Raw genomic sequence first — 25,987 nt, forward strand, 5'->3', positions numbered from 1 at the left:
ATATCCGCTCATCAAATTCTGCGTTTTTCTTCACCAGTTACGTGCTGATTGTGGGGAAAAACAATGGTTAAGAATAATTATTCAGATTTTTTCTCAGGTTTTGGTTTTGAAAAAATCATTCGCTGCTGCCCACTTTTAAGTCAGACTCATTGCAACATCATCAGTGCGATGGGCAATCTTGCCGCGTCAACTGATCTCTATATGTTCAAAAATTCCTACCCTTACATCGCTCGAATGACAAATACCAGCGAAGGCACGGTGAGGAGGGCGATTTCTGCTGCTGTTAAGTGCGGAATTTTGGTAAAGACGCGCACGTATGATTCAGCGCGCATGAACGGCAGCAATCGATACCAGTTCTCGAATTCATTCCTTGAAATGGCGAAGCAAATCGCTATTGCATGCAAAGAGAAATCTGTCTCCATTTTTAACGAGTCACCACGGTTAAGGACGATTGCTAAAATGGTCTTTTCCGGGCTTCCTTGTAAGGATTTCCGGTCCGATCAGCATGATCAGTCACGGTCTGATCATGCTGATCGGACAAAAGAAAAGAAGACTAAACCATCTGATAAAAGAATAAAAAGACCATGCTTGGAGAAGCCTTCGGCCTCTCCAGCTGTGGATAAAATTAATAAGGTTCTACCAGAAGGGAATTCCGCTGTTCCGGAAGACGAGGTGTTCGCCGAGATGGCTGCAGCAAAAGCCCGATCTGACAAACACCGTCTTGATAAACGCCATGCTGCGCAGAAACTAATACATACGCAAGCTGAGAAGTTGGCAAAGAAATTCGCCTGGCTAAAGGGTGCTCCTGCTCGCAGGTCGCGGATGTCACACGATCCAATGTCGATAGGTGAATTTGACGGCATGCCTTCGTCGTGCACTATCCATGAGGCTATGGAATACGCCAAGAAGCGTGGTATGCGGTCGGAGTTTGAAGAAAGAAACTGGAGTATTCCCCCTGGGTTCAGGGGGAATAAGGGCTAGGCTTCGTTAATGGATAATGCTGCATCACCTGTTGGTAGCGCTTGAGTGGTGCGTGGTTCGCCAGTTGGCCAGCGATAACCGGTAACGCGTTCAGTCGAAAATGCACGGATGTTGACTGCATCTGACTGATTTCCACCGAGAACCAGGAGATCTCCATTCGGACGTTTGCCTACTACAAAGCCGACATGACCGCCGCCGCTGCGGGTGAACACAACAACACACCCATAGATAGGCGCGTCAAGCTTTTCGCCCCAGTCGAGGTAAGACTTTGCAGACTCAAAACGAGTTGAGGTAATACCAACTCGCTCCAACATTGCACCGGTGAAAGCGGCACACCATGGCGTTTCGTCATCCTTAATCCCGCCGCGCTTAATGTCGCGCCAGAATTGCAAAATTTCAGGGTTATGTTTCGGCCCGTGGATTTCGGCAAGGCCAATGTGCTTGCGACCTTCAATCAGCCAACGAGGTTCGATGTTTGACATGAAAAAACTCCAATCTATTAAATGGAGCTGTCATGTTGCCGAGGTTGTGATTTCGCCGTAAAAGTGTGGTTCCCACCCTACCGAAATAACACACTCAATACCCTTCACATTCACGCCGCACCACGCGGCATATCTGGATGTGAGGGATATTACCTTTGGATCATTTACTCGAAACGATTAACGATGCCAAAAGCGTTGACCGGCTTATCGAGATCGTCAGTCGATTACATAAACCGCGCTTAAAAGCCAGCTTCGGCGTCACTAAGGTTGATGGCGTTAGTATTCAAACAACCCGCCGCGCCGCGAACAGCGCAGCCGTAGCTCTTCTTCATTCGCTTCCTCCCGGTTTTGACGGCAGTCAATTGACTGATGAGCAAAGGCAGATACTTGCAGGCTATACCGGGGAAGGTGGCCTTAACGATGGCGAAGGCAGCCAATACGAATATTACACACCTCAGTTTATGGCTGAGGGCATCTGGGACTTGTTCTCTGATTATGGGATTGGTGGCGGGCATGTGCTGGAATCGTCTGCTGGTACCGGAATTTTCCAGGAAACAAAAAAGCAAGGCATGGTAATGACCAGTGCCGAACTCTCTCCTATATCTGGCCGAATCAATCAGTTGCTGCACCCGGAAGATGCGGTGAATATCGGTCCATTCGAAGCGTTAGCGGCAAAAGACGCTATGTACGATCATGCTGTCGGTAACGTACCTTTCGGTGATGGTCGCTCTGGGGTGGCTGGTCTTGATCCGGCTTATGCAAATGAAAAGAACGTGGGGAACTATTTCGTACTGCGCACCATCGATAAGGTGAAGCCAGGCGGGCTCGTGGTGCTGGTGGTGCCCAACGGCATGACAGATGGGAATAAATACAAAAAGCTACGCGAAAAAGTCAGTCGAAAAGCGGAATTCTTGGGTGCCCACCGAATGCCATCTGGCACGTTCTCCGAATCCGGTACCGACACGGTTGTTGACGTCTGGGTCTTACGAAAACATCCGGAGGAATTTGCCGAGCTCATAATTGACAGCAGCGATGCGCAGTTGCAATCCGCTAACGTGCTTTGGGACACTTTCGTAAAAGGGAAGTGGTTTATTTCGCCGGAAGGTAGCCGATTTGTTTATGGCGATATGGATCGCGCCAGCTTCCGTAATACGCTGGTGGTCAAGAAGGACGGCAGGGTATCAAACGAGTCGATGAAAACTGCGTTGTCCCGCCGTTTTGATAGCCGTATCGACTGGGATTCACTGGGGGTAGTAACTCTTGCTTGGCAAGGAGCAAAGCCCGGTGATAAGCGCCTAGTCGGAGACGTCTGGCATGAGTTTGACGGTATCCACTGGCATAAAGATTCCACCACTAGCAATTCCCGCCTGGACGCACAAATGTACGGTGCTGGCAGTTTTGGTGATCTGCAGACCGCCTTCAAATCAGCGAAGGGTATCTTGTCGCTGTCTTGGGCGCAAATCTCTGCCGTCGCAGCAGATTATCCGCGTGCTATTGATGATGACGTTAGCGCGATGATTCGCTTTGCCAAGAAGCAACGAGAAGGTGATCGTGAGCGAATTATGCGAGGCGCTCTGATTGGCCAGTTAATAAACCGGGCGCTTGATCTGCGCAATTTGGGCGTGAGCAGTGATGAGGAATTAGCCGATGCGGCCCGGCTGACTGCCGATGAAGTTGCGAAGTATGGCCCTCCACATGCGGTGAAATTAGATGACATTACCGATGCCGGAGCAAAAAACTGGATGACCTTCGCGGGGAACGTCAAGAAAGACGGTACGAACTCTGATCTCCTGGCAGGCCGCCTTGATGTTACCGAAGGCGCTGCGGGTATCGATTTCACCAAGCCAGAACAGGTCGTAGCGCATTTATTCAGTGATGTGGCACTCATGCCGATCACCCTTGAGCACTTCCGCGAAGTCTTCGCCGGTGTATTACCTGCTTCAGACGAGGACGCGCTGGAGTATTTGGCGAGATTCCCCGATATTGCTCTCGATGGGTATGGTTGCTTACTTCCTATCGGGCGCGCCACCAGCGGCGATATCACTACCAAGGTCGCCGCGCTTATTGCTTGGCGTGACAGTGCCACTGGCGAGCAAAAAGCCAACTTCGAACGTCAATTAGCTTTGATCGAAGAAAAGCGTGAATTTACACCGTTAAATAAGGTGACTGTAAATCTTAACGCGCGCTGGCTGGATCGCCGTCTGATTAAAGAATTCCTCGCGACACAGGGTTACGACGAGTTTAAATACACATCCTCAGATCTCGAAGTTGAAGACGGAATTCTGATATCGCCGGATGACTACGAAGGAAAAGACGGAGTATTTACCGGCTATCAGATGCGTACCGTTACAGGCCGGTCAGGTAACGAGTTCAAAAAGGCTAACAATAAAGACGGATTCCTGAACCAACTCGAAAACTATCTGAACGGCGTCAAACCACGTGGCCAGAACGCCAATGAATACCTCGATAAAATCGGCCAACTGGAAACCTCTTTTAATGACTGGTTACGCACCCACCCGCAAGCTGATGAGATAGCTCGCGATTATAACAATGCCTTCAATGGTTATATTCCGTTTGCGCATTCCAGCGCGCCTTTGGGTCTGGAAGGCATTAGCGGTGAAAGGCTGCCACTGACGTATCAGAACGAGGAGGTACGCCGCCTTTCTGAAGATGGGCGTGGGATCATGGGGTTCGGTACCGGGCTGGGTAAAACAACGACAGCGCTAGCGTTGGAAGCATATAACTTCGAAACGGGCCGCACCAAACGAACCTGCATTGTAGTACCTAAGGCTGTTTATCAAAACTGGTACCACGAAGCGCGCAGCTTCTACAGTGCTGAAGCCTTTAACGGCATGATGTTCGTCGGTTTGGATGAGGTGTTGGATGGTGATGGTAAAGCACTTACTGCGCCGGTGCTCGATGAAGATGGTCAGCCTAAAGTAAATAGCAAAGGCCAGCAGCTGTTCCGCAACGTCGTCAAAGAGTCAAGCAGCACCACTATCGCACAGCGACTCAACATCATCCCGTCCTCAAACTTGCGAATGGTTGTGATGACTAAAGAGCAATTTGCCTCAATTCCGTTACGTGATGACACCATAGAAAAAAACTCGCAGCAGGCCGTTTTTAATGCCGCTGAGATGGGGCGTTTAGATCTTGCTTCTGGCAAGCACCGTGACGCGCAAAAGAAGAATAAAATCAAGGACCGTGCAGCTGATACCGGCACGACCAAAAAGCAAAACGTTCCATATTTTGAAGATATGAACTTCGACAGCGTAATCGCTGATGAGGGCCACAATTACCGCAATTCCTTTGGTGCCGGGCGCGAAGCAGGCCAGCTTGCATACTTACCAAGTCCAGCTGTTTCCAAAATGGCCCGCGATATGGCCGTTAAAGCTGCGTACATGATGGATCGAAACAACGGGCGTGGTGTTGTGATGCTTACCGCCACTCCCCTGGTTAATAGCCCTATCGATGCTTTCAACATGTTGTCGACCGTCATTCCACAGGCCGATTGGCTGAAAATGGGGATCATTACCCCGGATGACTTTGTACGTGTGTTCGGTAAGACTGAGACGGTTCAGGTACAAAAAATCTCTGGTGAAGTTGAAGAGAAGCAGGGGCTGGTAGGTTTCCAGAACCTTGATGGCTTGCGCGGTATTTTCCACAGATGGACCACGCTTAAAACAGCTGCAGATGTTGGTGCTACGGTAAAAATACCGGATATAGAAGAGCGCACGATTCAGATCCCTATGACGCAGGCTCAGCAGGAAGCTTATGAGGAACTGCGTAAGCGTGCTCAGGAACTCAGTAGCCAAACAGAAACGATAGATGTCACAGCTGCGGACGGCACGACAACCCAAATGATGCGCATCAAGGGGCCGAATGAGAAGCCGGACGATTTTATATTCTCGATCATAAGGGATATGGATAAGGTCGCCATTGATCCGGACCTATACGCCGGTGCCATTACGTTCCAGTTTCCGCTGGATAATGAGGGGGCTGTTAATTCAATTGCAGCTTCACTCCCTGCTGTAGCTGGTGGCAAAGAGGCTGATGACGCTGAAGAGGCTGAAGAAGATGAGGTTGGTGGCCTGGTCAGCACCCGCACCAGCAAGGTGGTTAAAACCGCTGTAACTACTTACCCTAATCACGTTGAACTGCGTGCCAGCATCTCACTTGAGTCGGATATTCTGAAGGCTATCGCCGCTGCGGGCATCTCTATGCAGCTGGTATCCCACCCGGTTCCGCCAAAATATGCCGCTCTGATTGAGAACCTCCGGGAGGGGCTAACGCGTGGTAAACAGATCGTGTTTATCGATGAAAAAGCCCAGCACCAGAAGCTACGCAGAATCATTGCTGGCGCGCTGCAGCTGCCGGAAGCTGAAATTGGCATTATCAACGCGACGACCGTTAGCCAAGCCGGTGGAGTGAAGCTGAAAAAGGTAAAGCGCCCGAGCGAACCGACGGCCAACAAAGACGGTGAATATAAAGACGGAGCCTGGGAGTCGTATTACAGCAAATTAGCACTGTACGAAGATTACGTATCCGCAAAAAATGATGCTGGCCTTGAAGGGATGGAAGGGATAGCTGCGGATTATAACGAGGGACGCACCCGGATCATTATCTGCAATAAAAAGGCTGAAGTCGGAATAAATCTGCATATAGGCACAACGGACATTCATCATCTGACGCTTCCATGGACGCCAGCCAGTATTGATCAGCGTAATGGTCGAGGTGCTCGTGTTGGTTCGCCTCAGGAGAAGGTTAACGTCCACTACTATTGCGGGAAAGGTACCTTCGATGATTTCCGCCTTGATACGCTCAAGCGCAAGAAAGACTGGATCAAGATGGTAATGACGTCTGATCTGTCCGAAGTGACGAACGGAGATGCAGATGATGCCGATGAGCGAGCGGTAATGCTGGCCGCAAACCCGGATGAGCGCCGAGCCATTATGGAGCGCCAGGCCCGCGAGCGCGATGACCGCATTAAAGCTAAAGCCGTCCGAGAGGCTAATAACGCGCTCGACTCCTATCTAAAAGCGGCCAACGCCGCCGGTAAAGATGTCTCACAGATGGAAGCGGAGCTGGTCAGTCTACAAGAAAGGGTAGAAAAGACTCAGCTATCACTTGATCGTTTGATTGCTTCTGGGACTAATCGCAACGGGCAAAAGTCTACTGTCGATGTTCTCCGCGACCAGAAAAAAAGGGTTCGTGAGTTGCGTTTTGCTATATCTCGGGCAAAAGATGCGGATACCACGATGAAGCGGTCCCGTGGTGATATTGAGCGAGCGATAAAATTCGGTGTGTTGGATATCGATATCGATGTGGTTCAAAACCCGCATGATTATGTACGAACGGCTAAAAACGTGCTTTTGCATAAGGGTAGTTATTACCGCGCAGTTATTGATGAATCCCGCGACCTGACGGCTATTGTGCGTATCACTGCTATAGAGGCTGAGTCAGAAGAGTACCAGTGCCGTATTGCGTGGTTGGATAAGGACACCTACTCGTCGCGCTCCCCGGGCTCTACTGTGAAACTGCTGTTTAGCTCAGTTCTAGAGCCAGTGACCTTCGAAGAAGGAGTAGCAGAATCACGCGAAAGAGCTGCAAGCGGTGTAGAGAGCCAGCACCTATCTGCCACTCTCAATGTCGACCAGTTCTATGATGCGATCCGCAACGATGTCATGACGGTAACAGGGCCGAGCCGAGGGGGCTGGAGTGGTCCAGAGAAAATTCACTACTGGCCATTCCGGGAGAAGAGCGGGGCGTTAGCAATCGCGTATATCCCTGATGGTAAATTCAGCAACTCTGGCCGCCGTCGCAAGGATGAGGATGCTATTGAGGCCGAACAGTGGATCTACCCTAACGTCAATGACGAAGCTCTCAAACGTGAAATTACTCAGCACCAGAGTGGAGATGACGCGTTTCAGGCAAATGAAATTGAAGGTTTCCTTCGAGCATTGTTCGGCATGCAATACGACCGCGCGATGGAGCCTTATGGCAATCAGGCCAGCATGGATGATGTTACGTCGATCTTTGATTCTTGGATGGCTTCGCGCGAGCTCGATGGCCGAAGCCTGAACAGTGTCACAATTGAAGACCTGCGCAGCCTGTTCCGCAAACCTTCCGGAGAAGGCCTGGAAGCATTCTGGAAAGGGATTATCACAAATCGGCAGTTCCGCGCACAAATGAAGGACTTCAGTAACTCGTTCGACATTGATCGGATGTTTGAGCAGGTAAGGGATTCCCGCATAACCCGCAAAATTCAGCAAACGAAATTAGGGCTGGTGGAGTGGCGAAACGCACTATATCAGCAATACCTAGCCCTTAGTGATTCGGAGGCCTGGGCTCAACTCGATAGTGCGGCTAAGCAAGAGGTTCATGGTGCCCAAAGCACTGTCACCAATGCTGATAACCCACTGGAATCACCGGCTACCGTATGGATTAAGATCGGCGCGCTGGTCCATGCGTTTGAGGAGAAATACATAACTGCTGATGATTTTGCTGATTCAGTTGCTGTCAACCGACTTGTTGGCATGGCGATAGGTCACGCCAAACGCCTTAAAGCTGGTGAGTACGTAAATGATCTTCCTGCAACACTGCAGGGGGCCAGTTGGGAGGATTACGTATCCCTAAAAAATGGCGGTGCCAACGAGGGCGAGATAAGGGCAGTTTTAGAGGCTCAGGAATCGGCTCGCGAACAGCAAGCTATCGATGCGTCAGACACAGCTGATGCAGCTGCAGAAGCGGACTTTACAATCACCGTAAATGAAAACCCTATCCGTGGGCGGGCCCGAGTTCGTGGCCGCTGGTGGAGTGTAAGCGAGGACGCTGGAGCGGTTTACCTTATTGCTGACGTTCCTGGTTCCTCAACAATCCGCAAAGCGAAGGATGCCATCAAAGGAATTGGTGGGAAGTTTTGGAACTTTGAGGTTAACCCAGTAGCTGACATCGATTTAGATCGTCCGGCATGGATGGTTTCGACTCGCTATTCAATTGACGAAGTGCGCAAAATCATAGCTGAAGCAGCTTAATTATGGAGCGGCCCCGCGAGGGGCCGATAAAAGAATGACCACACTGATTGACACTGTTAAACCAACTGAAGCCTACCTTGAAGAAATCCTGCCGCAGGCGCTGGTGGATCGTAAAGAAGAGGAATTCGTTACGCTGTACTTAGAAAACATGTTTAAGCGTATATCTACCAATGCGGGGCTTTACCACCTATATGGCCCGTGGTGGCCAGCTCTCAAAACAATGCTATTAACTCGCGGGCTCACTGATTTAGGGCAAATCGTTGATAGTGATGTAGCTCAGATTTACCAAATGAGCCGACCGGCGCTAACCATTTTGGCGGCACAACTCTATGCAGATGAACGTTTTGCATCTAACTCGGTGAACAATCCAGTTCACATGTTAGAAACTGCCAGTTATGCTAACGACACTGAGCCATATATTTACACTTCATACGATGAGTCATTAGAAAAGTTCAAGTTAATGGGGGCGTGATGTATAAAAATCGTGCATTTACGATTGAAGATGTAAAAGCTTACGCTGAGAGCAAGGGCTACAACCTGGAATTTAAGCGCTATCACAAGGTATTCACCCTTACTAATAAAATGCAGCCAAAAAAATGGGGATGGGTCTTCTTTCCTCACACTGAGGAGAAGTTGGTCGCAAAGGTTAATGACCTAGATCAGGCTGGCTGGCGAGTGGCTGTTGATTTAACCATCGAACGTATTGAAAAGACTATTACGGAAGTTTAGTGGTCTAATATATTGAATTTATTGCCGAGAATAGTTCTAAATATCGCCAATTGTCACAGCGCAAAGATAATACGTTTAATGTGAAGTAGCATCTTAAATGAAATTTTCAAAGGCTTCAGGTGAGCGATGGTAGGGAAGCGGCGACCAGCGAGGTCCAAAGCACTAAAGCGCCTGGAAGAGCGTGAATTTCTTTCCCCTCATGCCATCGCTCTGCGTTTACTGGAAAAGAATCCAGACCTGATTAAGGGCAACGGTGAACATTACGATCAAGTACGCGTTTTGGATTGGCTGGAACGCAACATGAAAGATGTTTACCGCTATACCCATGCAACCCCCAATGGTGGGTTAAGAAGCAAAATTACCGCGATTAAGATGGTTGCCGAAGGCCAGAAGAAGGGCTATCCGGACCTTAGCATAGATCTTGCTCGCGGGGGCTATCACGGTATGCGAATTGAAATGAAACATGGTTTTAATCGGTTGACGACAGAGCAGATTGATTGGATGTCGCGTCTTTCTGATGCCGGATATTACTGTTTTGAAGCCCGTAGTCCTGAAGAGGCTATAGAGGCGATTAAAGAATATGTCAGTCTTGATGAGTGGGGTTAGGGCTTTGTATTTGATGAATATCATGGATGTTTTACCTGTTGGTGCTGTCATTCTCGCTCGTCGTGAGAATTGGGTAGGTGCTCGTTTTATTGAGATCTTTAAGTTGAAAAATGGCACGCCGGATGTTCGATGCCCGATCACCGGTGAGCATGAGTTTATCCATCCAGCTGAATACGCCGCTGGGGATTGGGAGGCTATATCATGACGCGATTATATTATTGCTCATTGTCGTTCGCTGATGACGGCGGCCGTGTGCAAAGCACTACAATGAAAACGCCAACTAAGGTTATTACGGACAAAATGCTGCGAGAAGGACAAATGGCACTCGGTATGAGTGAGAACGCAGCGCTACTTGCGGCCTGTTGGCTGGGCAAGATGACTGATAAAGAGTATGCCGAAGGGGTTAAGCCCATTTCGAAGGTTCGGATTGCAAAATACGCGACGTATGCGCTCACGCCATTTCTGATAGTGGCACTCGCCGCTGTCCTAGCGCGCTTCTTCTGAACATAACCGCCAAATGGCGGTTTCTTTTTGGTTAAAATTCGCTATTTACTAATAGTTAATTTCTAATATAATTCGTTAGAAAATAAAACTTGGGAACGGCGAAATGTTACAACCAACTGCAGCGCAAACCACTAAAGAAGACTTACTCATTGCTGAAATTGAATCAATGCGTAGCCAGATCGTCCTTATCCAGAAAAGGACTACTGGTGATGATCTGACTTCCCGACTGTTTGATACAGCTTTAATGACCATTGATAGCCTGTTAGAGCGTTTCGATGAAAGGCTGAACGCAGAGGCTGAGGATTACAACGCCCTTGCGGATCGTTTTGAAGCTTTCCACGAAAAAACCCGCCAGGCGATGAATACGCTTTCCTTGGTCCTTAACGCGCCGGTAGACATCGACACTCTCGAACAATCTATTCTTGACCTCCGCAAGATAAATACTGACACCCTTGAGCAGGTAGCACTTAAGCTCGACCAGCTGAAGGCTCGATCCGTAGCAACTGAAACAGAGCTTAAGCAGTACAAGAAAGCTTATCCGACAACTCTCACTGAGCGGATCGATTCTCTCGAAAAGGACAATCGGAGCCTCAAAAGAGAGCGCCGCGAGCTAAGAGAAGCGAATACTCAGCTAAACCAGAAATTCATAAAACAAACAGCGAACTTAACACAGGCGAATAAGCGGTTAACCCTAGCCGAAACCAAAGTCGAAGAGCTGCGCGCACAATGCCATCAGATCGGGGAAGAGTTAAATGTGGCCGCTGGATTTGGTACGACTCCTGAATCGTTCTCAATGATTTTTAATGGCCATGATGCAGTTGGTTATATTCATACCCATCCATACGGATTGACGGCCACCAGCGCACTTAAAACCGAAATCCTGACAATGGCCAATATCCATTATCAGATTCGCACTACCGTTCTTCTTTCAATGGATGTCCTGCCTTCCATCTGGGGAGTGCCGATTTATGTTCGAATGGATGGTTTTGCTGAAGAGTGGAACAACGAGATAGACGAATGCTTGGCCGATAAGATAATGACCTATCTCAAAGATGCGTTTCCAAAGCTGCATTCACGTATCGTTGCCTCTAAATCAGCTTCAGTGGACGAGCTTAAGATGCGTCCTGAGACTTTGGCTGCTATCAGAAATTCAAAATTTGACACAGTACATAGCGTCGCTTGTATCCCGTCTGCTTTCCACGAACACATCCCGTTTATGCAGGGGGAGCAGCGTAACGAAGTTATTAATGCTTGCCGCGTTTGGGCGGATCAGTGGGATAGCGCTAACGGTGGGGTGGAGCAATTATACGTTGAAGCCAAAACGAAGAAGGCTCCCAAGTTCAACACTGTTAGAAAATGATAATTTATTTGCGCACAAGGGTTGATTAGGTAGCTTAGCTTACATACAATCCATTCTGTTGTCGGTGCTGGTGGTTAAACTTATTTGCTTGCTACTTTCGCTAACAAACAGCACCGACAAATTAAAGTGTTAGAAAATTGTACTGATGCGCCGTTCCATAAGCGCCGCAGCACGCAAAGAGGATGGTCTGGCAGTAGTCATAAATCTGTGGGCCAGGTTCGGGCTGTTACGGGTCATCCTCTTTGTGTGAACTGCAAAGCTCCACAAACAGTTCGATTCGGGCCGCTCCTGATGCGTTTTATTACCTTTACGCTGGTGGAGTGAATTGGAGAAGGTGAACGGCATGTAGCCCTCCCTGTCACGGCAGTGAACGCGGTTGACGACGTAATCCCGCGCATAGAATGCCCCGTGAGGCTCAAACCCCGTCCGCCTGGCCCTCGTAAGGGGCTAAAACACGGTGCAAACGTGACGCAAGACTGGCGAGGTTTTTTATCTTTAGCCTCGAAAAGACGCCAGCGGCCAGGTTGACCAGACGCCTGAGTGGCCGTGCCGGGATAAGCGCCGGTAAACATTCTCAACATGAAAGCGCACTGCTTTCTACCTCTGTGGGGACAGGGTTTTTGCAGGGCAGTGTGTTTTCATGTTGCGGTAATGCGGCTCAGCGCACGCGGTAATTAGTGAAGTCATTTTGCCATTAGATATCACCATTTCCTTATGAGGCCGCTGGTGGTTGTTCACTGACCGAACCAGCAGGGGGAGGCACCCCCGCCGCAACAAATTATTGCTGTGTGTAGTCTTTGCCCATCTCCCACGGTGGGCATTTTTTTAGAACACAACAGGTAAGGTCATTTAGTGCTATGGGTTGTCTACTTTGCATTCAATTTGAAGGAGTGCATTGCCTCGCAGTAAGTGTCCTTTCCGTTGTGGTGAATTGCAGCTCTATGAAGCAACCAGAAGATAAGCGCCTGGCGCCACAGCACACAACAGAGTGAATCATTCTTGCCTCTGGTCCGGCATCGCGACTGGTGGGGGCGGGTAGCCACGCAAGCCGTATCGCGCTACGGCCCGAGTGGAGTTAAGCGAGGAGAACCTTATCGGGGGAGTGAAGCCCCGGGGGGATGGTTCACCCTGTTGTGGATGTAGCTCAATTGGAACAGAGCGCCTCCTGAAGGGGGAGTTGAGCGCTACCTAAGGATCATAACCCAGGGTATCTCATGCGGTCCGGCCGGACGTTATCTGGGTTCGAGTCCCAGCGCCACAGCGCTATCAAACATGTAGGAACGGTTATGCAAAGAGCTATTTTGAGGGTGTTCGGGCTAGGTTCGATAACTCTCATAGGTATTACCCTGATGGTCGCTCTGTTCGCCGAGCCTGACATGGCCACAGGTAAGACATTGCTCTACTACAACCTGCTCAATACTGCGATCTGGTTTGTCATAGCAGCCTTGTCACGGAAAAATTTTAACGCATTGGGTGTTTAGATGAATTTCTGGGAGTTCTTCGATAAGAATCCAGGTTGGACGATTCTGGCGCTACTGGTGGGTGCATATTGCGTTGAGCAAACAGCTAAGGCGCTGCGCAAACCTAAGACTAAACCCAAACGCAATTGAAAAAGGCCCTTTAGCTCAGCGGTTAGAGCTGTCGGCTCATAACCGATAGGTCGCCGGTTCAAACCCGGCAGGGGCCACCACTTTGGTTGTAACGATGCAGGCTGGGTGTATGGCACATGCACCCATTAAGCAGTCCGGATCAGTAGCGGGACCTTTAACCGCTGTCTTACTGCTTTTCGGGTAGCTGGAATGTGCAATGTCTCCCACTGTCCTGGGTGCGGCGATTCACCATCGCGACGGTTCGGTGTGACGGCCAGGTAGAGACTGGCGCAAAATCGAGAGGGTGTTATTCATTCAGCGTCCTTGCTCTCGGAATAGCGTTGGTGAAACATTGCCTGGACGAGCAAATAACATCCTCCCCATTTTGAACCATTCGAAGACTTTCACGGCCAATAGGCCACTCAAGTAAGACGTGATGAAGCCGAGCCGGTATGACCGGCTTTCGGCATATCTGCAGTAAGGGGAATGACGTGGCAAAAGCTGTAGAAATGGTGCTATCGGAACAGGATCAGGTGCTCAGTGATTTCCTTGGTCGCCGTTGGGACTGGAGCAATCAAAAACATGATTTTTACACAGCCCTGGTGCGTAAAAAGTTCAGCGTAGACACTCAGTTTGAGGGAGCGCGCACAAGGGTGTCAGTTACGGCATTTGGGTTCACTCTATCCGCTGTAGACGAAGAGCCATTTAAGGCATTGGCAGAAGCTGCAGTGAGAACGATACGATTCCATGAAGCCACCACGAATGGGGATATTCAGCTGGCCAAAGAGAGCGTTACGTTTGCCACAGCTTACCATTGGCTTCTCCGGGGATTGGATATAAGACGGGCCAACTGGCCGAAAGGGAAATATGTCTCGCTGATCATGGGGCTGGTGGGGGATCAAAGCAGCGTAGCGAGCTTTATGCCGGACGAATTATTCCAAGTGGTATCAGGTACGTCCTTACCAATGATGCCACGACTGGTGATGACTGATGGCGAACAGCAGGCGCGATATGATTGGTGCGCGATTGGTGTTGACATCATGGCTACTGATTGGGAGGCATTCTGATGACCGGTTTACAAAAAACAAAACGAAAACTAATTTCTGATATGCACGAATGTGATTATCCGCGCATTAATTTTCTAACGAATTTCAACATTTAGCTAGTCTACCTGCGATTCATTAACCCCGTAACATCCCTCCCGTGAAGTTTTCCCCGGAGGGATGAATGGGCCAGATTAGTAGCGCTGAAATAGCAGACATCATGTTAAGGCATGGTGATTTTCTCACGGTGACGGAAGTTACACGTCTTGCCGCATCTGAATACCCCACACTATTAGTCACTCGCGATCGCGTTACTAACATCATTCGTCACTTCGCTCGCTCCAAACGCGCTCAATGTGAGCGAGAGGAGGGGGTCTACCCGCATCGCTACCGTTTGCACGGCCTTTATGGCTATCAGTTCAAGGTCCGTGGCCGGATTCCTGATTACGGCAGCCTAATGGTGGAAAACACGTCAAAAGCGCTGGTGGAGAGCTCGGAGCGAAATCGCCGGGAAGTGGTCAATATGGCTAACCGTATCTGGAACAGCGCCGTTCGCTCACGTAAGGCCACTGCATGAGCGGCATTAGCTGGGATGAGCACCGTGAAAGGTTCGCGGCGCAACGTGCGGACACCGGCATTACTATCAAAGAGTACAGCGAGCAAAACGGCCTGAGTTTCAACACGGCCAGAAAACACCTGAACCTGAAAAAGAACTCGGCAATGAATGCTGATCAGGCAGGAGATCATTTAGGGGATCATTCCGGGAAAGCGGTAAAAAAAACACGCCACACAAGAGCAAATAACAAACAAAATACGACTAATAATAACTCAAAACTTACAAAAGCTGACAAATTGGTGGGTGATAAATCATTCCGTGCACCCCCAAAAAAGCGCACATCTGATTCCAAGTTACAATCAAATAAAAACAATAGGATAGGAGATAGAAGGGCCGGATCACTCGATGCCAATGATCCGCAAATGATCCCCGAAAAGGCAGCTAAAAAAGGGATCAAGAAAACGGCGAAAGCAACAAAGGGGAAAATGATCCCCTTGCTTGGTTCTAACGTCGTTGCATTACCTTCTAGCGAAGCTACCAAAAAGATGCTCGAACAGGGGCCAGAGCACCATCTGCGCCTTGTCATTGAGATGGCTAACGAGTCAGCGCTTCGATACCGGGCAGCGGTTGATCAGGAGGCAGCGAGGCTTCAGGAGGAAATAGATGATATTCAACCTGGTGATGAGATAGAGGGCGTGCATCCCTCAATTAAGTTGCGTGGGTTGTTAGAAGATTCCGCTTACTTCATGAATGACTTCACCAGTCGCCTGGCCGCCATCTATCAGGGCGAAAGTAAGCTACAGCAGGGTGCAGAGAAGCTCAGGCAGGCTGCGCGGCAACAGCAATTCAAAGAGGCAGAAGCTCAAGAGAAGCTGGGGCTAGCTCGTGAGCAGATGGAGATGAAGCGCAGGGAATTAGAGCACCGCATAGGGGCAGACGCACGCGCGGCTCGGGTCATCGCCACAGCTCTACGTATGCGTGAGCGCGAGGAACTGGATGATATTGGTGTCGCTGAATATATTGAGCGTCAAGGCGTATCCGTTCCGGCAATGTTGGCCGCCCAGGCTTTACGAGCTATTGCCGCTATTGAACCACCAGTTGCCGATAACACTGTAGATGAAGAGCAGCTTGAAAAAGACGCACAGGCATATCATCAGCAGCAGAGAGAGCACCCAGAATGGCTAGCCAACCGCCGTGCTGAAGTGGCGAAAGTGGTTGAAGAGTTAGGTTGTGGTGATATCGATGCCACCGGCGACCGCAAGGCCGGTGAGTTTGACGCTGGTGATGAAGATTTGGATCTGGACCCGTCGGCCACCAGCGACATTTATGATGTTCCAAATGATGCGTATGACGATGATGAAGAGATAGCGATTGACCCGCCGGAGGAGGTTTAATGTCCGGCGCAAGGAAGCTTAAGTGTGTCACTACCGACCCTCGCTGGCGCGATATGGCGGTTAAGTACCGCTATGACTATGCCCGCGCCGTTGTAGAGCTCTTCGGGATGATGCCATCACCCCAGCAGCAGGAAATCATTGAATCCGTTCAGGGCGTCGGCAGCCGCACAACGGTAACATCCGGGCATGGTACGGGTAAGTCGTCGCTTACGGCTATGCTACTACTGATCTATATGATTCTGTACCCCGATGCCCGTGTGGTTATCGTGGCCAACAAAATCGCACAGGTTAAAACTGGCGTATTCAAGTACGTGAAAACGTATTGGGCCAATGCCATTAAACGTCACGGATGGCTACAAAACTACTTTGTTTTGTCGGATACCATGTTCTATGAACGCTCGCGCAAAGGTATCTGGGAAGTCCTCTGCAAGGGCTACCGCCTCGGTAACGAAGAAGCGCTGGCAGGTGAGCACGCAGCGCACTTGTTACTAATTCTCGATGAAGCCTCTGGTATCTCCGACAAAGCGATCGGGGTAATGACCGGTGCACTGACAGAGCTCGATAACCGCATGCTGATGCTGTCCCAGCCGACACGTCCAAGCGGATATTTTTACGATTCACACCATACCCTCGCAAAAAACCCGGATAACCCAAACGGTATATGGACATCCATTGTCCTCAATTCCGAAGAATCTCCCTTCGTTACCACACAGTTCATCAAGCAAAAGCTGTTGGAGTACGGCGGGCGTGACTCTCTCGAATACATGGTTAAGGTATTGGGTCAGTTCCCGCGCGAGATTGCTGGTTATCTGCTGGGACGTGATGAGTGCGATCGAGCTGCTCGCCGACGCGTTCTGCTGGAAAAAGGTTGGGGATGGGTGGCGACCGCCGACGTCGGCAATGGACGCGATAAATCTGTCCTCAACATACAGAAGGTATCCGGGCATCGGGAGAAACGACGTGTCGTTAGCTTCAAGATACTGGAGATGCCAGGTACTATGGACCCGCTTGCATTTGGGGACTTCATTTTCAATGAGTGCACACCGGATAAATACCCGAACATAACTATTGCCGTAGATGCTGACGGCTTCGGTTCGGATACGTGTGCTCAGTTGGTTCGCCGCGGCGCTAATCCTGTGCGCATACGCTGGGGTAAGCCTATGTTTGCGCAGAAAGATAAGGATCGCTTCGTAAACCAGCGTGCCTACGCGAATATTATGGCCCGTGACGCTATTAAGTCAGGCAGAATGCGCATTGACGCGAGTCCGAAAACAGCTGAGCAAGCCTCTAAAATCCCATACATGATGAACGAGGAAGGGCGTCTTGTGATGATGCGTAAGGAGCACATGCGCCAAAAGCTAAATATCAAATCCCCCGATCGCTGGGACACTTACTGCTTCACCTTTATCGTGGATTACGTGCCTGCAGATGAAGATGTTGGGGGAGAGATGGAAGCATTCAGGGAGGAAGCGCTATCCAGTATGGATGTGGTAGACCTGGATTTGTAAGCCCCTTCCTTGGGGCCTTAGCATTAGTCTGTGAATTCACCATCACGTAATTGGCGAGTGCCTTCAATCACTTCATAGGCACGGTCCATCCCTTCACGCATAAGCTCCAACGTTCGATCGTGGTCGTTAGAATATGCACCTACAAAAATGATGAATTCCAATTGAGGCGCGCCCATTTCCGGGTAGCAGCCAAAACTATGGAAAGCAGCCTGCCATTTTCCAGAGGTATTGCTAGGCACGTAAAAAACCTGAGCTGGCCGCATGCCGTCCATGAACTCTTCATGCGTTGCTTTACCATTAGGATCGTCATTTACTCGTGCATGCCCATCGAAAAAGTAATTGCTGACACTCTGCAATCCTTCAACGTATGTGACCTTGCCAGAGTACGTTTCTTTTACAAGCAGATAGACTTCACGACGCTGAATCGTCATTTTTATTCCTTTTGCTGTGAATAGTTATGGCTTAGAAATCTCTACCTGCAAGCGCAGGAATTTATAAGTGTTTATTTTTTAAGTTTGGCCGCGCGAGGGGTGTAAACCTTCGCTTCGCCTTGTGCCTTCTCGAAAGAGATGCCATGACGCGCCTCTATCTCTTTTCCATACAGGGCACGGGCGCTGCGAAGTTTGATTTTTCCAATATCATCACCGGCGGCCGCAATGGCATCAATCAATTCAGCGTCCATAGTGTTCACCTTTTCAAGCATCACGCGGGCATTCTTGAACTTTGCCACCATGACAGGTCTAAGCGCTGGTGGTGCATCGCGCAGACGCTCGGCTTCCAGCTTAGAAAATTTAGCTGTGCGGGCCTCGATGCACTTCTGAATGTACGATCTGGTCATGCTGGTGCGTTGTGCCATATCGAGATCACTGACTCGGTATAGCTTGTATTCACCAAGTGGGGCGCATGGTACAGGCAACACGTCATCGTACATTGTTGCGCTACGGCGTTCCGATTGATCAACTACTGGTACGTGTAAGCCCGGTATTTGTGCAAAAATCAGCGCCCCGTGGGAGCCGACACGGTAACGAGTAAGAGCCCCACCTTTAGATTTCGCAGTGCCGATTACCGCCTCGGTAAAGGAAGTTTTTCTAACGCGAAACTTTGAACCAGCAGGTTCATTTTCAAAGATTTTTCTCTCGGCAAGCATAGGGCGAATCACTGGTGCCAGCACCGGAGAAGCACGTCCTTTTTTGATAATGGAATCGTACTTTTTCAGGATCTGCTCGCGCGTAAGTGTAGTAGAAGGCGTCGCACGGCGATGATAAATCTGGGTGGCCTGTGCTGTATCCTCGACAATAAATGGTACTGGTAGGAAAGTTGGTTCAGGGATGGCGAGCGTTGCTGCGCCCTCTTCTGCCTGGCATAAGTCAGCAAACTCCTGCCATTTCCGTAAACACTCTTTCGCTTCGTCCAGAACCGCACCGTCTGAGGTCACAGCAATGAAACGGAAGGCATCACCATTACCATTGGTGTCATGGAACACTTCATGCTCCGCCAAAATAGCCCGCCAGCGCTCAGCAACGGCGATGAAATTTCGGTATTCCTTTTCAAGTGCAGTTTTCTTCATAAGCCCTCAAAATGTTGTAGGGGTTTTCTAATATAAATCATTAACGGCAAATGTATCCGCTTCGCTCAGATTCGTAAATAGGATGTAGCTGTATATTCGTTAGAAAATATCAACCGCCCTCACTGATCAATCACATTGCTATTGATCGTTATGGCCTATCAGCCAATAAATGCGGGGTGTTTTGAAACCCGTATAAATATCCGGCGCTTAGAGGAATTCCTAACTTTAAATAATTAGCATTATTTAAAGTTAGGTTATAATGTAGAGGAAATGAGCAAACCTGATGCGCGTGACAGAAATCGCTTCAAAGACGAGGCGTTACAATTTTTATAATTACTTATAACTACCCTGTCATTTTTCTATTTTTCACGTAGCGTCACCAGTATATAGAAAGGTAATAGTTTCATGGGTGATCTAATCCTAAAAAGTGATAACGCTGGCTTCCTCCGAAATGTCGGTAGTCAGCACAAAGAGGCAGCGCAAAATCTCCTTCATTTTCTGCGCGACCAAGGAGCTTACTCAAAGAACACGCTTCGCGATCTGCGCCTGGTCTTTGAAGCATGGGTGCGCTGGTGCTCTGCGCGCGGGTTGACTTGGTACCCGATAGATCCAGAAGCTGTGAGGGAATATCTACTGCAGCTCTATAATTCCGGCCGCGCCTCGACCACAACGGACAAACATTACGCCATGCTCAACATGTTTCTTGCACAGTGTGGCCAGCCGTCTCTGGCCACCAGCAAAAGCGTATCACTTCTGATGAGGAGGATCAGGCGTGAAGCAGTAACGGAAAACAATGAGCAAACCGGCCAGGCGGTACCGTTGCATTGGGATGACCTCAGGCTGCTTGATGTTTTACTTTCCCGTTCCGGTCGGCTGGTGGACCTCCGCAACCGAGCTTTTCTTTACGTAGCATATAACTCACTGCTGCGAATGAGTGAAATGGCCCGTATTCGGGTGCGTGATTTAGAAATGATAGGTGACACTGTAACGGTTCATGTGGGCCACACCAAAACGAGTGTTACGGCTGCAGGCATAGAGAAGCGCTTGGCCCGCTGTACCACGTCCGTTCTTGAAGACTGGCTCAAAGCCTCTGGGTTGACCGAACATCCCAATGCCGTTCTCTTTCCGCCGGTGCATCGCTCTAATAAGGCAAAAGTAACAGATAAGCCTTTGACGGCACCGGCGCTTGAAAAAATATTTAGTGACGCATGGCAACTTGCGGGCAAGCGTGACGTAGCGGCAAATAAAGGTCGTTATAGGACCTGGACCGGACATAGTGCACGTGTCGGTGCTGCAATGGATATGGCAGATAAACAAGTTTCTATCGTCGAAATAATGCGCGAAGGCACCTGGAGTAAACCGGAAACTCTAATGCGTTATTTAAGAAAATCTTCAAAGACTGTTAGTGCAAACAGCAAGTTAATGGATTCCTAAGTGGCATTTTCTAATAATAACTTGTAAGCAGTGTATTTTCCTGTAAATTACCCTCGAACCACAGGAGGGTGAATTGCAGGACTCAATTCAGAGCACCAGCCGCTTCGAAGTTGACGGCGTTGTTGTAACATTCGCCGCCGGAATTAAACGCCAAAAGCCCGTAGTCGTTTTCGGCATTTATACCGGTCTTGAAGCGGTCCCTGTATTTTCTCTCGATAAAGAATGGCAGACCATTGAAGGCGCGATCCATTACGTCCAGCATGTGTCTGTCGTAGCTGCCGAAAAATTCCTGGCCCACTATCAGGAACATTACCAGGCTATGACTGAACAGGTTAACCGCGTTTTTGCGCGCGAGCATACCGGCTTTATTGCCCCGGACACCAACAAGGGACGATTCCCTTCCCGGGGGTGTAAGTGATTTATCCAACACTCAACTGTTACCCATCCTCTTACCCAGAGCTATCTAAGCAGTTGGTGGCGTTCTTCATTGATGCCTCTGGTGAATGGGTGCCTCCGTGCAATATCTACCCTTTCTTTTTGGCTGATGGTGAGTTTCGCGCCCGCAATGAGTTACGCAACCTCTGCCAGCAAGGAATCTTGCGCAAGGACGCGCGCGGCTATCAGCTGGCCATGCCCGTTGAAGAAGCCCGGGCGATTTTTGCTTACAAAGAAACGGCTACTCAGCGGTTGATGATGGCCGAAATACTCCATAAAGGATTTGTTTACGCTCGTCAGTTCCAACTGGCAGGCAAGGCCGATGCTACCCAGTTTCTACGCGCCGCACGCGCGCTGGTGGCTCAGGGAGTCATACAGAGTGATTTGGTGCCAGCTCCGCGTGTGGGGCACATTAAGCGCCGGATATACACCTTCACTGAGAAGGCGAAGCGGAATGGTTAATGTCACTGTAAGCAAGAAAAAGCTCTTTCAGATGCCCAAATTCCTTGGCCTTAAGGTGGTTCACGCTTCGCAAATCATTGACGTTCTGTCGTGTCCCAGCTCGGATCTTGCACGAATCATGCTCCTTGAGCCTGCCGGGATGTATGTTGACGTAGAAAAAGAGTTCATAGAGCTACTATCCGTAAAATCTGGAGGATGGCTTATTTCCGATCGGGCTGGCTCGCTTTCATATTGCCCCTCGAAACGATTCCATGACGGTCATTCACTGGTTAAACAGGAGCCCTGCTGGGGTGAACTGGCGCAATACGCTATCAACCACACTTTAACCAGTGCTGAAAAGATGGACTCGATATGCAACTCAATATTTAGTGGTCCCAGCGTAGGTGAAACTGTAGCTGCTGAAATTGATCTCGAAGCGGCCGATTTCTCAGACGCCCTTATGTGGCTTAAAGAAGGGAAAAAAGTCTCTCGTAAGGGCTGGAATGCTGGTGGCCAACACTGCTGGATGGTGCATGCAGCTGATGATTCTCCATATGAAGATCATTTTGCCCTTTTGAACGCCCAAAACATGGTCGTCCCCTGGCAACCATCCGTAGGGGATGTATTGGCTTGCGATTGGGTGGTTGTTGCATGACACATAACGAGCTTAATGATATAGCGCGCCGCTGGCTTCTTCGAGCCGAATCAGGGCGTGGCCCGGGCTGTAAGATCGCTCTCAATGAGGTGGGGGCCGTCGGTAATTCAGAGCGAGCTGACGCATGGGGCTATCACTGGGGATACCATGGCGGTAGCGTGCTGGTGGAAGTGAAGGTGTCACGTTCTGATTTCCTCAGGGACAAACACAAACCCCATCGGCAAGCGGGCGGGCTGGGTGATTACCGCTACTACATGTGCCCGGAGGGGATCATAAACATCGCAGACCTTCCTGACCGCTGGGGGCTGTTGTGGGTGAATAAGCGCGGGCACGTAAAACTAATGGCAGGACATATCTGTTGTCTGGTTGGTAATAGCTGGGGCGGTAATCGTGATCTGGCATGCTTCTGGGCGCATGATTCCGATAAGGATGCCGAGCGCGGGCTGCTGTCTTATTTACTTCATCGGGTAGGTGATCCGGACGCTCTTTTGCAAGAGCAACGCTCATATCTCCGTGAGAACCACCAGCAGGCCACCAAAATCAACGAGCTGGAAAAGCTGCGCCGCGAGGATTCCCACACAATTTACCGATTACGTCGGAAACTGGAGGCCGCCGGTATAGATATGCCTGAAACACGGCCAGCCAACATGCTGGGTTTTTAAGAGAGATAATCATGAAAGAAAACACCTCCAATCATTATCTTTTGCGCAACGGGTTACTGGTTGAAATAGGCGCAGACAAGTCCTTCCCTTTCATCACTATTGAGCGCGCCGTAATGAGCTATTTCGGTTACAGGGAAGAGGAAGATCAAGAGAATGGCGTCGCCGTCTGGTCAGAAGTGGGCGGCGGCGGGCGCAATTACATTACTGCTCGCAGAGACGATATGACGAACGCAGAGCTGATCGAGCACGCGCAATCTTTCGGCTGCAGATCGTTGAGTATAATGACCGACTATGGCATCGCTCAGGATCTTATCAATGCCCTGAACCTTCACATTAGCCCCATAATTTTCCAAAAGGGCTCACTGGCTGGGTGCTGGCGTGTAGAACGTTTATCTTCCTATGACCCACTTAATAAAGAGCGTAACGGCATACTCAGCGGCGTGAGTCAGCCGGTGGCCACGGAATCGCCAAACCTCCTGCATGCGGTGTATGCAACAGCTTGCCGGGTAATGGGGTTAGGTAAGCAGATTTTTATCCAGTTCCCGAATGGCCCAGATGGAGAAGCAGAGTTGCTGGCGTGTGACTTTGAGCTGGTGGGGGAGATTGCCGAATACATTGGCCATAGCCTGTTCCATGCCCCTTCGCTCGATATGTACGCCACATTGGGCACGGCGGAAAAAATCCCCCCGGATGTTAAGGCGGCCGCCGTTGAAAAAGCGCGTTTACAGTGTCTCGCGGCGATCGCTCACACTGAGTGATAAGAGCGGTGGGCATTTCGCCCGCCCGTTCAACTGACAATGCCCTGGATGAATCCAATAAATTGCTCGTCCACCAGCTGCTGATCACCTGGTACGTATTGAGGGTTGCTGGCGGGCACTACCACCACGGGATCGGCACCAAACTGATCTGCAGTAATGTCCACAACATATGCGCCTGCAGCCGTATCAACCTCAAGCCAGTAATGGCCGTGACCACCAGCAGCATCGAAATAACCGCCGTCGCCTTGCCCATCGCCGCCTTTCTGGGTGACTTTGTATCCTGTGCGGCTTTCCAGCATCATCTTCACGAGGACAGTTGAGTAAGCACAAGTCCCCTCAGTGCTAACCCCAGGTTGGCAGTCTTCCAGTATGGCGATAAAAATTAATCGGGCAACATTGGCCACAGCTTTCAATTCATCGACCGGCCCGGATATGTGAAGTTTGCGCCAGGCTGGATCATCTAGCTGGCTTTCGTAACTTCGTAGATCTAACATTACTCCTGTCCTTCAGCCGTCGCCCGGTCGCTCATTTCCTGCATCTGAAACGGTACTGATTTACCATTACCAGGTTTCTGGCCCAAGCCGTTGATGATCAATCCCTCTTTGGGATTGCAGCCTTCAGCTGCTATGTCCTGCTCTGCCGGAGCGTCGAGTTGGTTACTCATGGCCCTCCCCTTTATGTGTATTGTAGTGTCCGCGGTTACTTTATCATGGTTCACGTTGGAGTTAGGCAGGCTACGCAGATAAGCGCCTAGCTGCGCCCGTTGATAGCCAATGCCACCACTCGTTTGTTCGATAATGATGCCGTTATCCAGCAAGCCAAGTTCAATACGGCGTTTAATCGCTGCTCGCATGACTCGCTGATAGGTTTTACCACCAGCCAGCAGTATTGAGTGAACGCCAGTTGGCCATCTTATTGAGTCAAGATCAGGCAACTTCGCAATCATTTCATCTGCACGCGCTTCTGTCATGCACTGTTCATAAGGTTCGATAACACGGTCAGCTTCAATGAAGCCGTGCTTTGCCGACAAGATGACAATTGCAGGATGTGTTGCGGGTACGTTCGCGCGGAATGTTGAATACATAACTCCTTTATAGAGGTCCATAGCCGGGGCCGCCTCCCTGCCCTTTGTCGCCGAGCAAGCCATTATTATGAGGCTGGAGACGTTAATATGGTCATGGTGAGCCAAGGCTTGCCCCCGGCGTTCTATCACCTTCTTGCCATCACCACGGAGCGAGAAACGCACTCCAGAGCCCAGGCGGCGCAGCGTCATGATCTGTGCGTGCGTGATCGGCTTAAGAAGTGTCATACCTTCGCCCTCGCCAGTGGTTTACGCAGGCTGGAGATCTGACGAATCACGCTAGCAAAGCCATTATGCGGGTGGCAGGCGCTGAATGTGCCGTCCTTCTCTTCGGTGTATCCGTCGGTTAGCTCAGTTAACAGCGCTTCAGCCTGCTCCAGCAGCGCGGCAGCTTCATCACGCAGGGCGGTGCGCTGCTCTTTTTCGGTCAGCGGAACTGGCTCCCCGGCGACCTTCCTCACACGCAAGAAGGACTGCGGCATTTCGTCCTCAACCACCAGCAGCACCTTTTTCAGCTCAATTTTAATACGCTGCTTACAAGCTACAGCTTTAAGACTTCCAGACTCCTGCTGATACGCGCCAGGGTTGTACGGCACTAACAGAATGGACTCTCCCAGCGGCAGCTTATTCAACGCAGTAACGGCTTGCGTGCGGGTGGCATAGTTGCGATATACGGTCATTGGATTACCTCCAATTCGAGGGCGCTGGCGAACGCTTCCCGTGTGTGGCAGCTGGTGGCGGTGGAGAGTGCTTGTCGTAAGCACTGCTCATCGTATCCATCAAAGGTAAACTGGATGATCTTGTGTTCGAGCCGATCTTTTGCCTCATACAATTTTGCATCCTTGTTGTTGCTGAGGAAGCGCAGCATGTAATCGGAAATAATCCGCAGTGGAGAGGTTATGTCAGTGTTTGCCGCAGCAGGCACTTCGTTAATCGCCGCGAGTAATTTCGGGTCTGTTGGCTCAAGATTTTCAGTTGCGGCCACCAGCTCGGCAAGTGTGGTGATCTCTTTGTTGAGTATCGGTTTCATCGCGTTCATCCTTATTTTTATCTAACTCATCTGACGAGTAAATATTTACTCATTTATGGAGTTAGGTCAATGGGATTGAGTAAATATTTACTCAAAAACGGATGATCGGTATTATGTTGCTTTCTGAAAAAAGAGGTT

The 25,987-nt window shown here is 50.0% G+C and carries 25 protein-coding genes and 2 tRNA genes; 20 read left to right on the plus strand and 7 right to left on the minus strand.

Annotation, left to right across the window (positions count from 1 at the left end; all coding sequences use genetic code 11):
• The first annotated feature begins 63 nt into the window (after window positions 1-63).
• A complete protein-coding gene (locus tag HV355_RS22810) occupies window positions 64-981 on the plus strand; it encodes a hypothetical protein (protein ID WP_182403621.1) in 918 nt (305 codons plus the stop codon).
• Here the strand turns inward: HV355_RS22810 and HV355_RS22815 are convergent.
• Window positions 978-1,463 (minus strand): TIGR02594 family protein, encoded by a 486-nt coding sequence (locus HV355_RS22815; RefSeq protein ID WP_182403623.1) that lies wholly within the window; start codon window positions 1,461-1,463, stop codon window positions 978-980. The genes HV355_RS22810 and HV355_RS22815 overlap by 4 nt on opposite strands.
• 155 nt (window positions 1,464-1,618) lie before the next feature.
• On the opposite strand from HV355_RS22815, the gene HV355_RS22820 reads away from it, so the two are divergent.
• The 13 genes from HV355_RS22820 (at window position 1,619) to HV355_RS22880 (ending at window position 17,786) form a co-directional block, all read left to right on the plus strand.
• The gene (locus HV355_RS22820; protein WP_182403624.1) at window positions 1,619-8,497 is read left to right on the plus strand and encodes an SNF2-related protein; all 6,879 of its coding nucleotides are present in this window, start codon (window positions 1,619-1,621) and stop codon (window positions 8,495-8,497) included.
• A gap of 34 nt (window positions 8,498-8,531) precedes the next feature.
• Window positions 8,532-8,969 carry an olxA gene (locus tag HV355_RS22825; protein ID WP_126336380.1) on the plus strand — a complete coding sequence of 146 codons (438 nt, stop codon included), beginning with the start codon at window positions 8,532-8,534 and terminating at the stop codon, window positions 8,967-8,969.
• On the plus strand, window positions 8,969-9,226 hold the full coding sequence (locus HV355_RS22830) for a hypothetical protein (protein WP_126336378.1): 258 nt from the start codon (window positions 8,969-8,971) through the stop codon (window positions 9,224-9,226). Before HV355_RS22825 ends, HV355_RS22830 begins: the two co-directional genes overlap by 1 nt.
• Before the next feature lie 126 nt (window positions 9,227-9,352).
• Window positions 9,353-9,832, plus strand: coding sequence for a VRR-NUC domain-containing protein (locus tag HV355_RS22835; RefSeq protein WP_126336376.1), 480 nt, complete (start codon window positions 9,353-9,355; stop codon window positions 9,830-9,832).
• A gap of 13 nt (window positions 9,833-9,845) precedes the next feature.
• On the plus strand, window positions 9,846-10,037 hold the full coding sequence (locus HV355_RS22840; RefSeq protein WP_182403626.1) for a hypothetical protein: 192 nt from the start codon (window positions 9,846-9,848) through the stop codon (window positions 10,035-10,037).
• A complete protein-coding gene (locus HV355_RS22845) occupies window positions 10,034-10,336 on the plus strand; it encodes a hypothetical protein (RefSeq protein ID WP_126336372.1) in 303 nt (100 codons plus the stop codon). The genes HV355_RS22840 and HV355_RS22845 overlap by 4 nt, the downstream gene beginning before the upstream one ends.
• A gap of 103 nt (window positions 10,337-10,439) precedes the next feature.
• A complete protein-coding gene (locus HV355_RS22850; protein WP_126336370.1) occupies window positions 10,440-11,696 on the plus strand; it encodes a hypothetical protein in 1,257 nt (418 codons plus the stop codon).
• 1,132 nt (window positions 11,697-12,828) lie between these two features.
• Window positions 12,829-12,957, plus strand: a tRNA-Met gene (locus tag HV355_RS22855).
• A 353-nt stretch (window positions 12,958-13,310) separates the two neighbouring features.
• Window positions 13,311-13,386: transfer RNA gene (locus HV355_RS22860), tRNA-Ile, on the plus strand.
• A 390-nt stretch (window positions 13,387-13,776) separates the two neighbouring features.
• Window positions 13,777-14,352, plus strand: coding sequence for an MW1434 family type I TA system toxin (locus HV355_RS24335; RefSeq protein ID WP_223563617.1), 576 nt, complete (start codon window positions 13,777-13,779; stop codon window positions 14,350-14,352).
• A 160-nt stretch (window positions 14,353-14,512) separates the two neighbouring features.
• Window positions 14,513-14,905, plus strand: coding sequence for a late promoter activating protein (locus HV355_RS22870; protein ID WP_126336366.1), 393 nt, complete (start codon window positions 14,513-14,515; stop codon window positions 14,903-14,905).
• The gene (locus HV355_RS22875; RefSeq protein WP_182403628.1) at window positions 14,902-16,278 is read left to right on the plus strand and encodes a DNA pacase A subunit; all 1,377 of its coding nucleotides are present in this window, start codon (window positions 14,902-14,904) and stop codon (window positions 16,276-16,278) included. Before HV355_RS22870 ends, HV355_RS22875 begins: the two co-directional genes overlap by 4 nt.
• Complete coding sequence (locus HV355_RS22880) at window positions 16,278-17,786, plus strand: terminase (RefSeq protein WP_126336362.1); 1,509 nt, start codon at window positions 16,278-16,280, stop codon at window positions 17,784-17,786. Before HV355_RS22875 ends, HV355_RS22880 begins: the two co-directional genes overlap by 1 nt.
• A gap of 23 nt (window positions 17,787-17,809) precedes the next feature.
• On the opposite strand, the gene HV355_RS22885 is transcribed toward HV355_RS22880, so the two are convergent.
• Entirely contained in the window at window positions 17,810-18,217 is a 408-nt protein-coding gene (locus HV355_RS22885; protein ID WP_182403630.1) for a hypothetical protein, read from the minus strand.
• Window positions 18,218-18,288: 71 nt separating this feature from the next.
• Complete coding sequence (locus tag HV355_RS22890) at window positions 18,289-19,353, minus strand: phage repressor protein (RefSeq protein WP_126336358.1); 1,065 nt, start codon at window positions 19,351-19,353, stop codon at window positions 18,289-18,291.
• Window positions 19,354-19,758: 405 nt separating this feature from the next.
• On the opposite strand from HV355_RS22890, the gene HV355_RS22895 reads away from it, so the two are divergent.
• From HV355_RS22895 to HV355_RS22920, 6 genes are all read left to right on the plus strand, one after another.
• Complete coding sequence (locus tag HV355_RS22895; RefSeq protein WP_182403632.1) at window positions 19,759-20,787, plus strand: tyrosine-type recombinase/integrase; 1,029 nt, start codon at window positions 19,759-19,761, stop codon at window positions 20,785-20,787.
• Between the two features lie 73 nt (window positions 20,788-20,860).
• Complete coding sequence (locus HV355_RS22900) at window positions 20,861-21,205, plus strand: hypothetical protein (protein ID WP_220470794.1); 345 nt, start codon at window positions 20,861-20,863, stop codon at window positions 21,203-21,205.
• Window positions 21,202-21,684, plus strand: coding sequence for a hypothetical protein (locus HV355_RS22905; RefSeq protein WP_182403633.1), 483 nt, complete (start codon window positions 21,202-21,204; stop codon window positions 21,682-21,684). Before HV355_RS22900 ends, HV355_RS22905 begins: the two co-directional genes overlap by 4 nt.
• Window positions 21,677-22,318 (plus strand): DUF2829 domain-containing protein, encoded by a 642-nt coding sequence (locus HV355_RS22910; protein WP_249420895.1) that lies wholly within the window; start codon window positions 21,677-21,679, stop codon window positions 22,316-22,318. Before HV355_RS22905 ends, HV355_RS22910 begins: the two co-directional genes overlap by 8 nt.
• Window positions 22,315-22,980: an adenylosuccinate synthase gene (locus HV355_RS22915; protein WP_182403635.1), complete on the plus strand. Its 666-nt coding sequence runs from the start codon at window positions 22,315-22,317 to the stop codon at window positions 22,978-22,980. The genes HV355_RS22910 and HV355_RS22915 overlap by 4 nt, the downstream gene beginning before the upstream one ends.
• An 11-nt stretch (window positions 22,981-22,991) precedes the next feature.
• A complete protein-coding gene (locus tag HV355_RS22920) occupies window positions 22,992-23,738 on the plus strand; it encodes a hypothetical protein (RefSeq protein WP_182403637.1) in 747 nt (248 codons plus the stop codon).
• 29 nt (window positions 23,739-23,767) lie between these two features.
• On the opposite strand, the gene HV355_RS22925 is transcribed toward HV355_RS22920, so the two are convergent.
• From HV355_RS22925 to HV355_RS24345, 4 genes are read right to left on the minus strand one after another with little or no spacing between them, the layout of a single operon-like run.
• On the minus strand, window positions 23,768-24,232 hold the full coding sequence (locus tag HV355_RS22925; protein ID WP_182403639.1) for a hypothetical protein: 465 nt from the start codon (window positions 24,230-24,232) through the stop codon (window positions 23,768-23,770).
• A complete protein-coding gene (locus tag HV355_RS22930; protein WP_182403641.1) occupies window positions 24,232-25,047 on the minus strand; it encodes a DUF6884 domain-containing protein in 816 nt (271 codons plus the stop codon). The genes HV355_RS22925 and HV355_RS22930 overlap by 1 nt, the downstream gene beginning before the upstream one ends.
• A complete protein-coding gene (locus HV355_RS24340; RefSeq protein WP_249420896.1) occupies window positions 25,044-25,499 on the minus strand; it encodes a hypothetical protein in 456 nt (151 codons plus the stop codon). The genes HV355_RS22930 and HV355_RS24340 overlap by 4 nt, the downstream gene beginning before the upstream one ends.
• Entirely contained in the window at window positions 25,496-25,849 is a 354-nt protein-coding gene (locus HV355_RS24345) for a hypothetical protein (RefSeq protein ID WP_249420897.1), read from the minus strand. Before HV355_RS24345 ends, HV355_RS24340 begins: the two co-directional genes overlap by 4 nt.
• Window positions 25,850-25,987: the final 138 nt, after the last annotated feature.

Source organism: Enterobacter sp. RHBSTW-01064 (assembly GCF_014103035.1).
GTDB lineage: Bacteria > Pseudomonadota > Gammaproteobacteria > Enterobacterales > Enterobacteriaceae > Enterobacter > Enterobacter mori.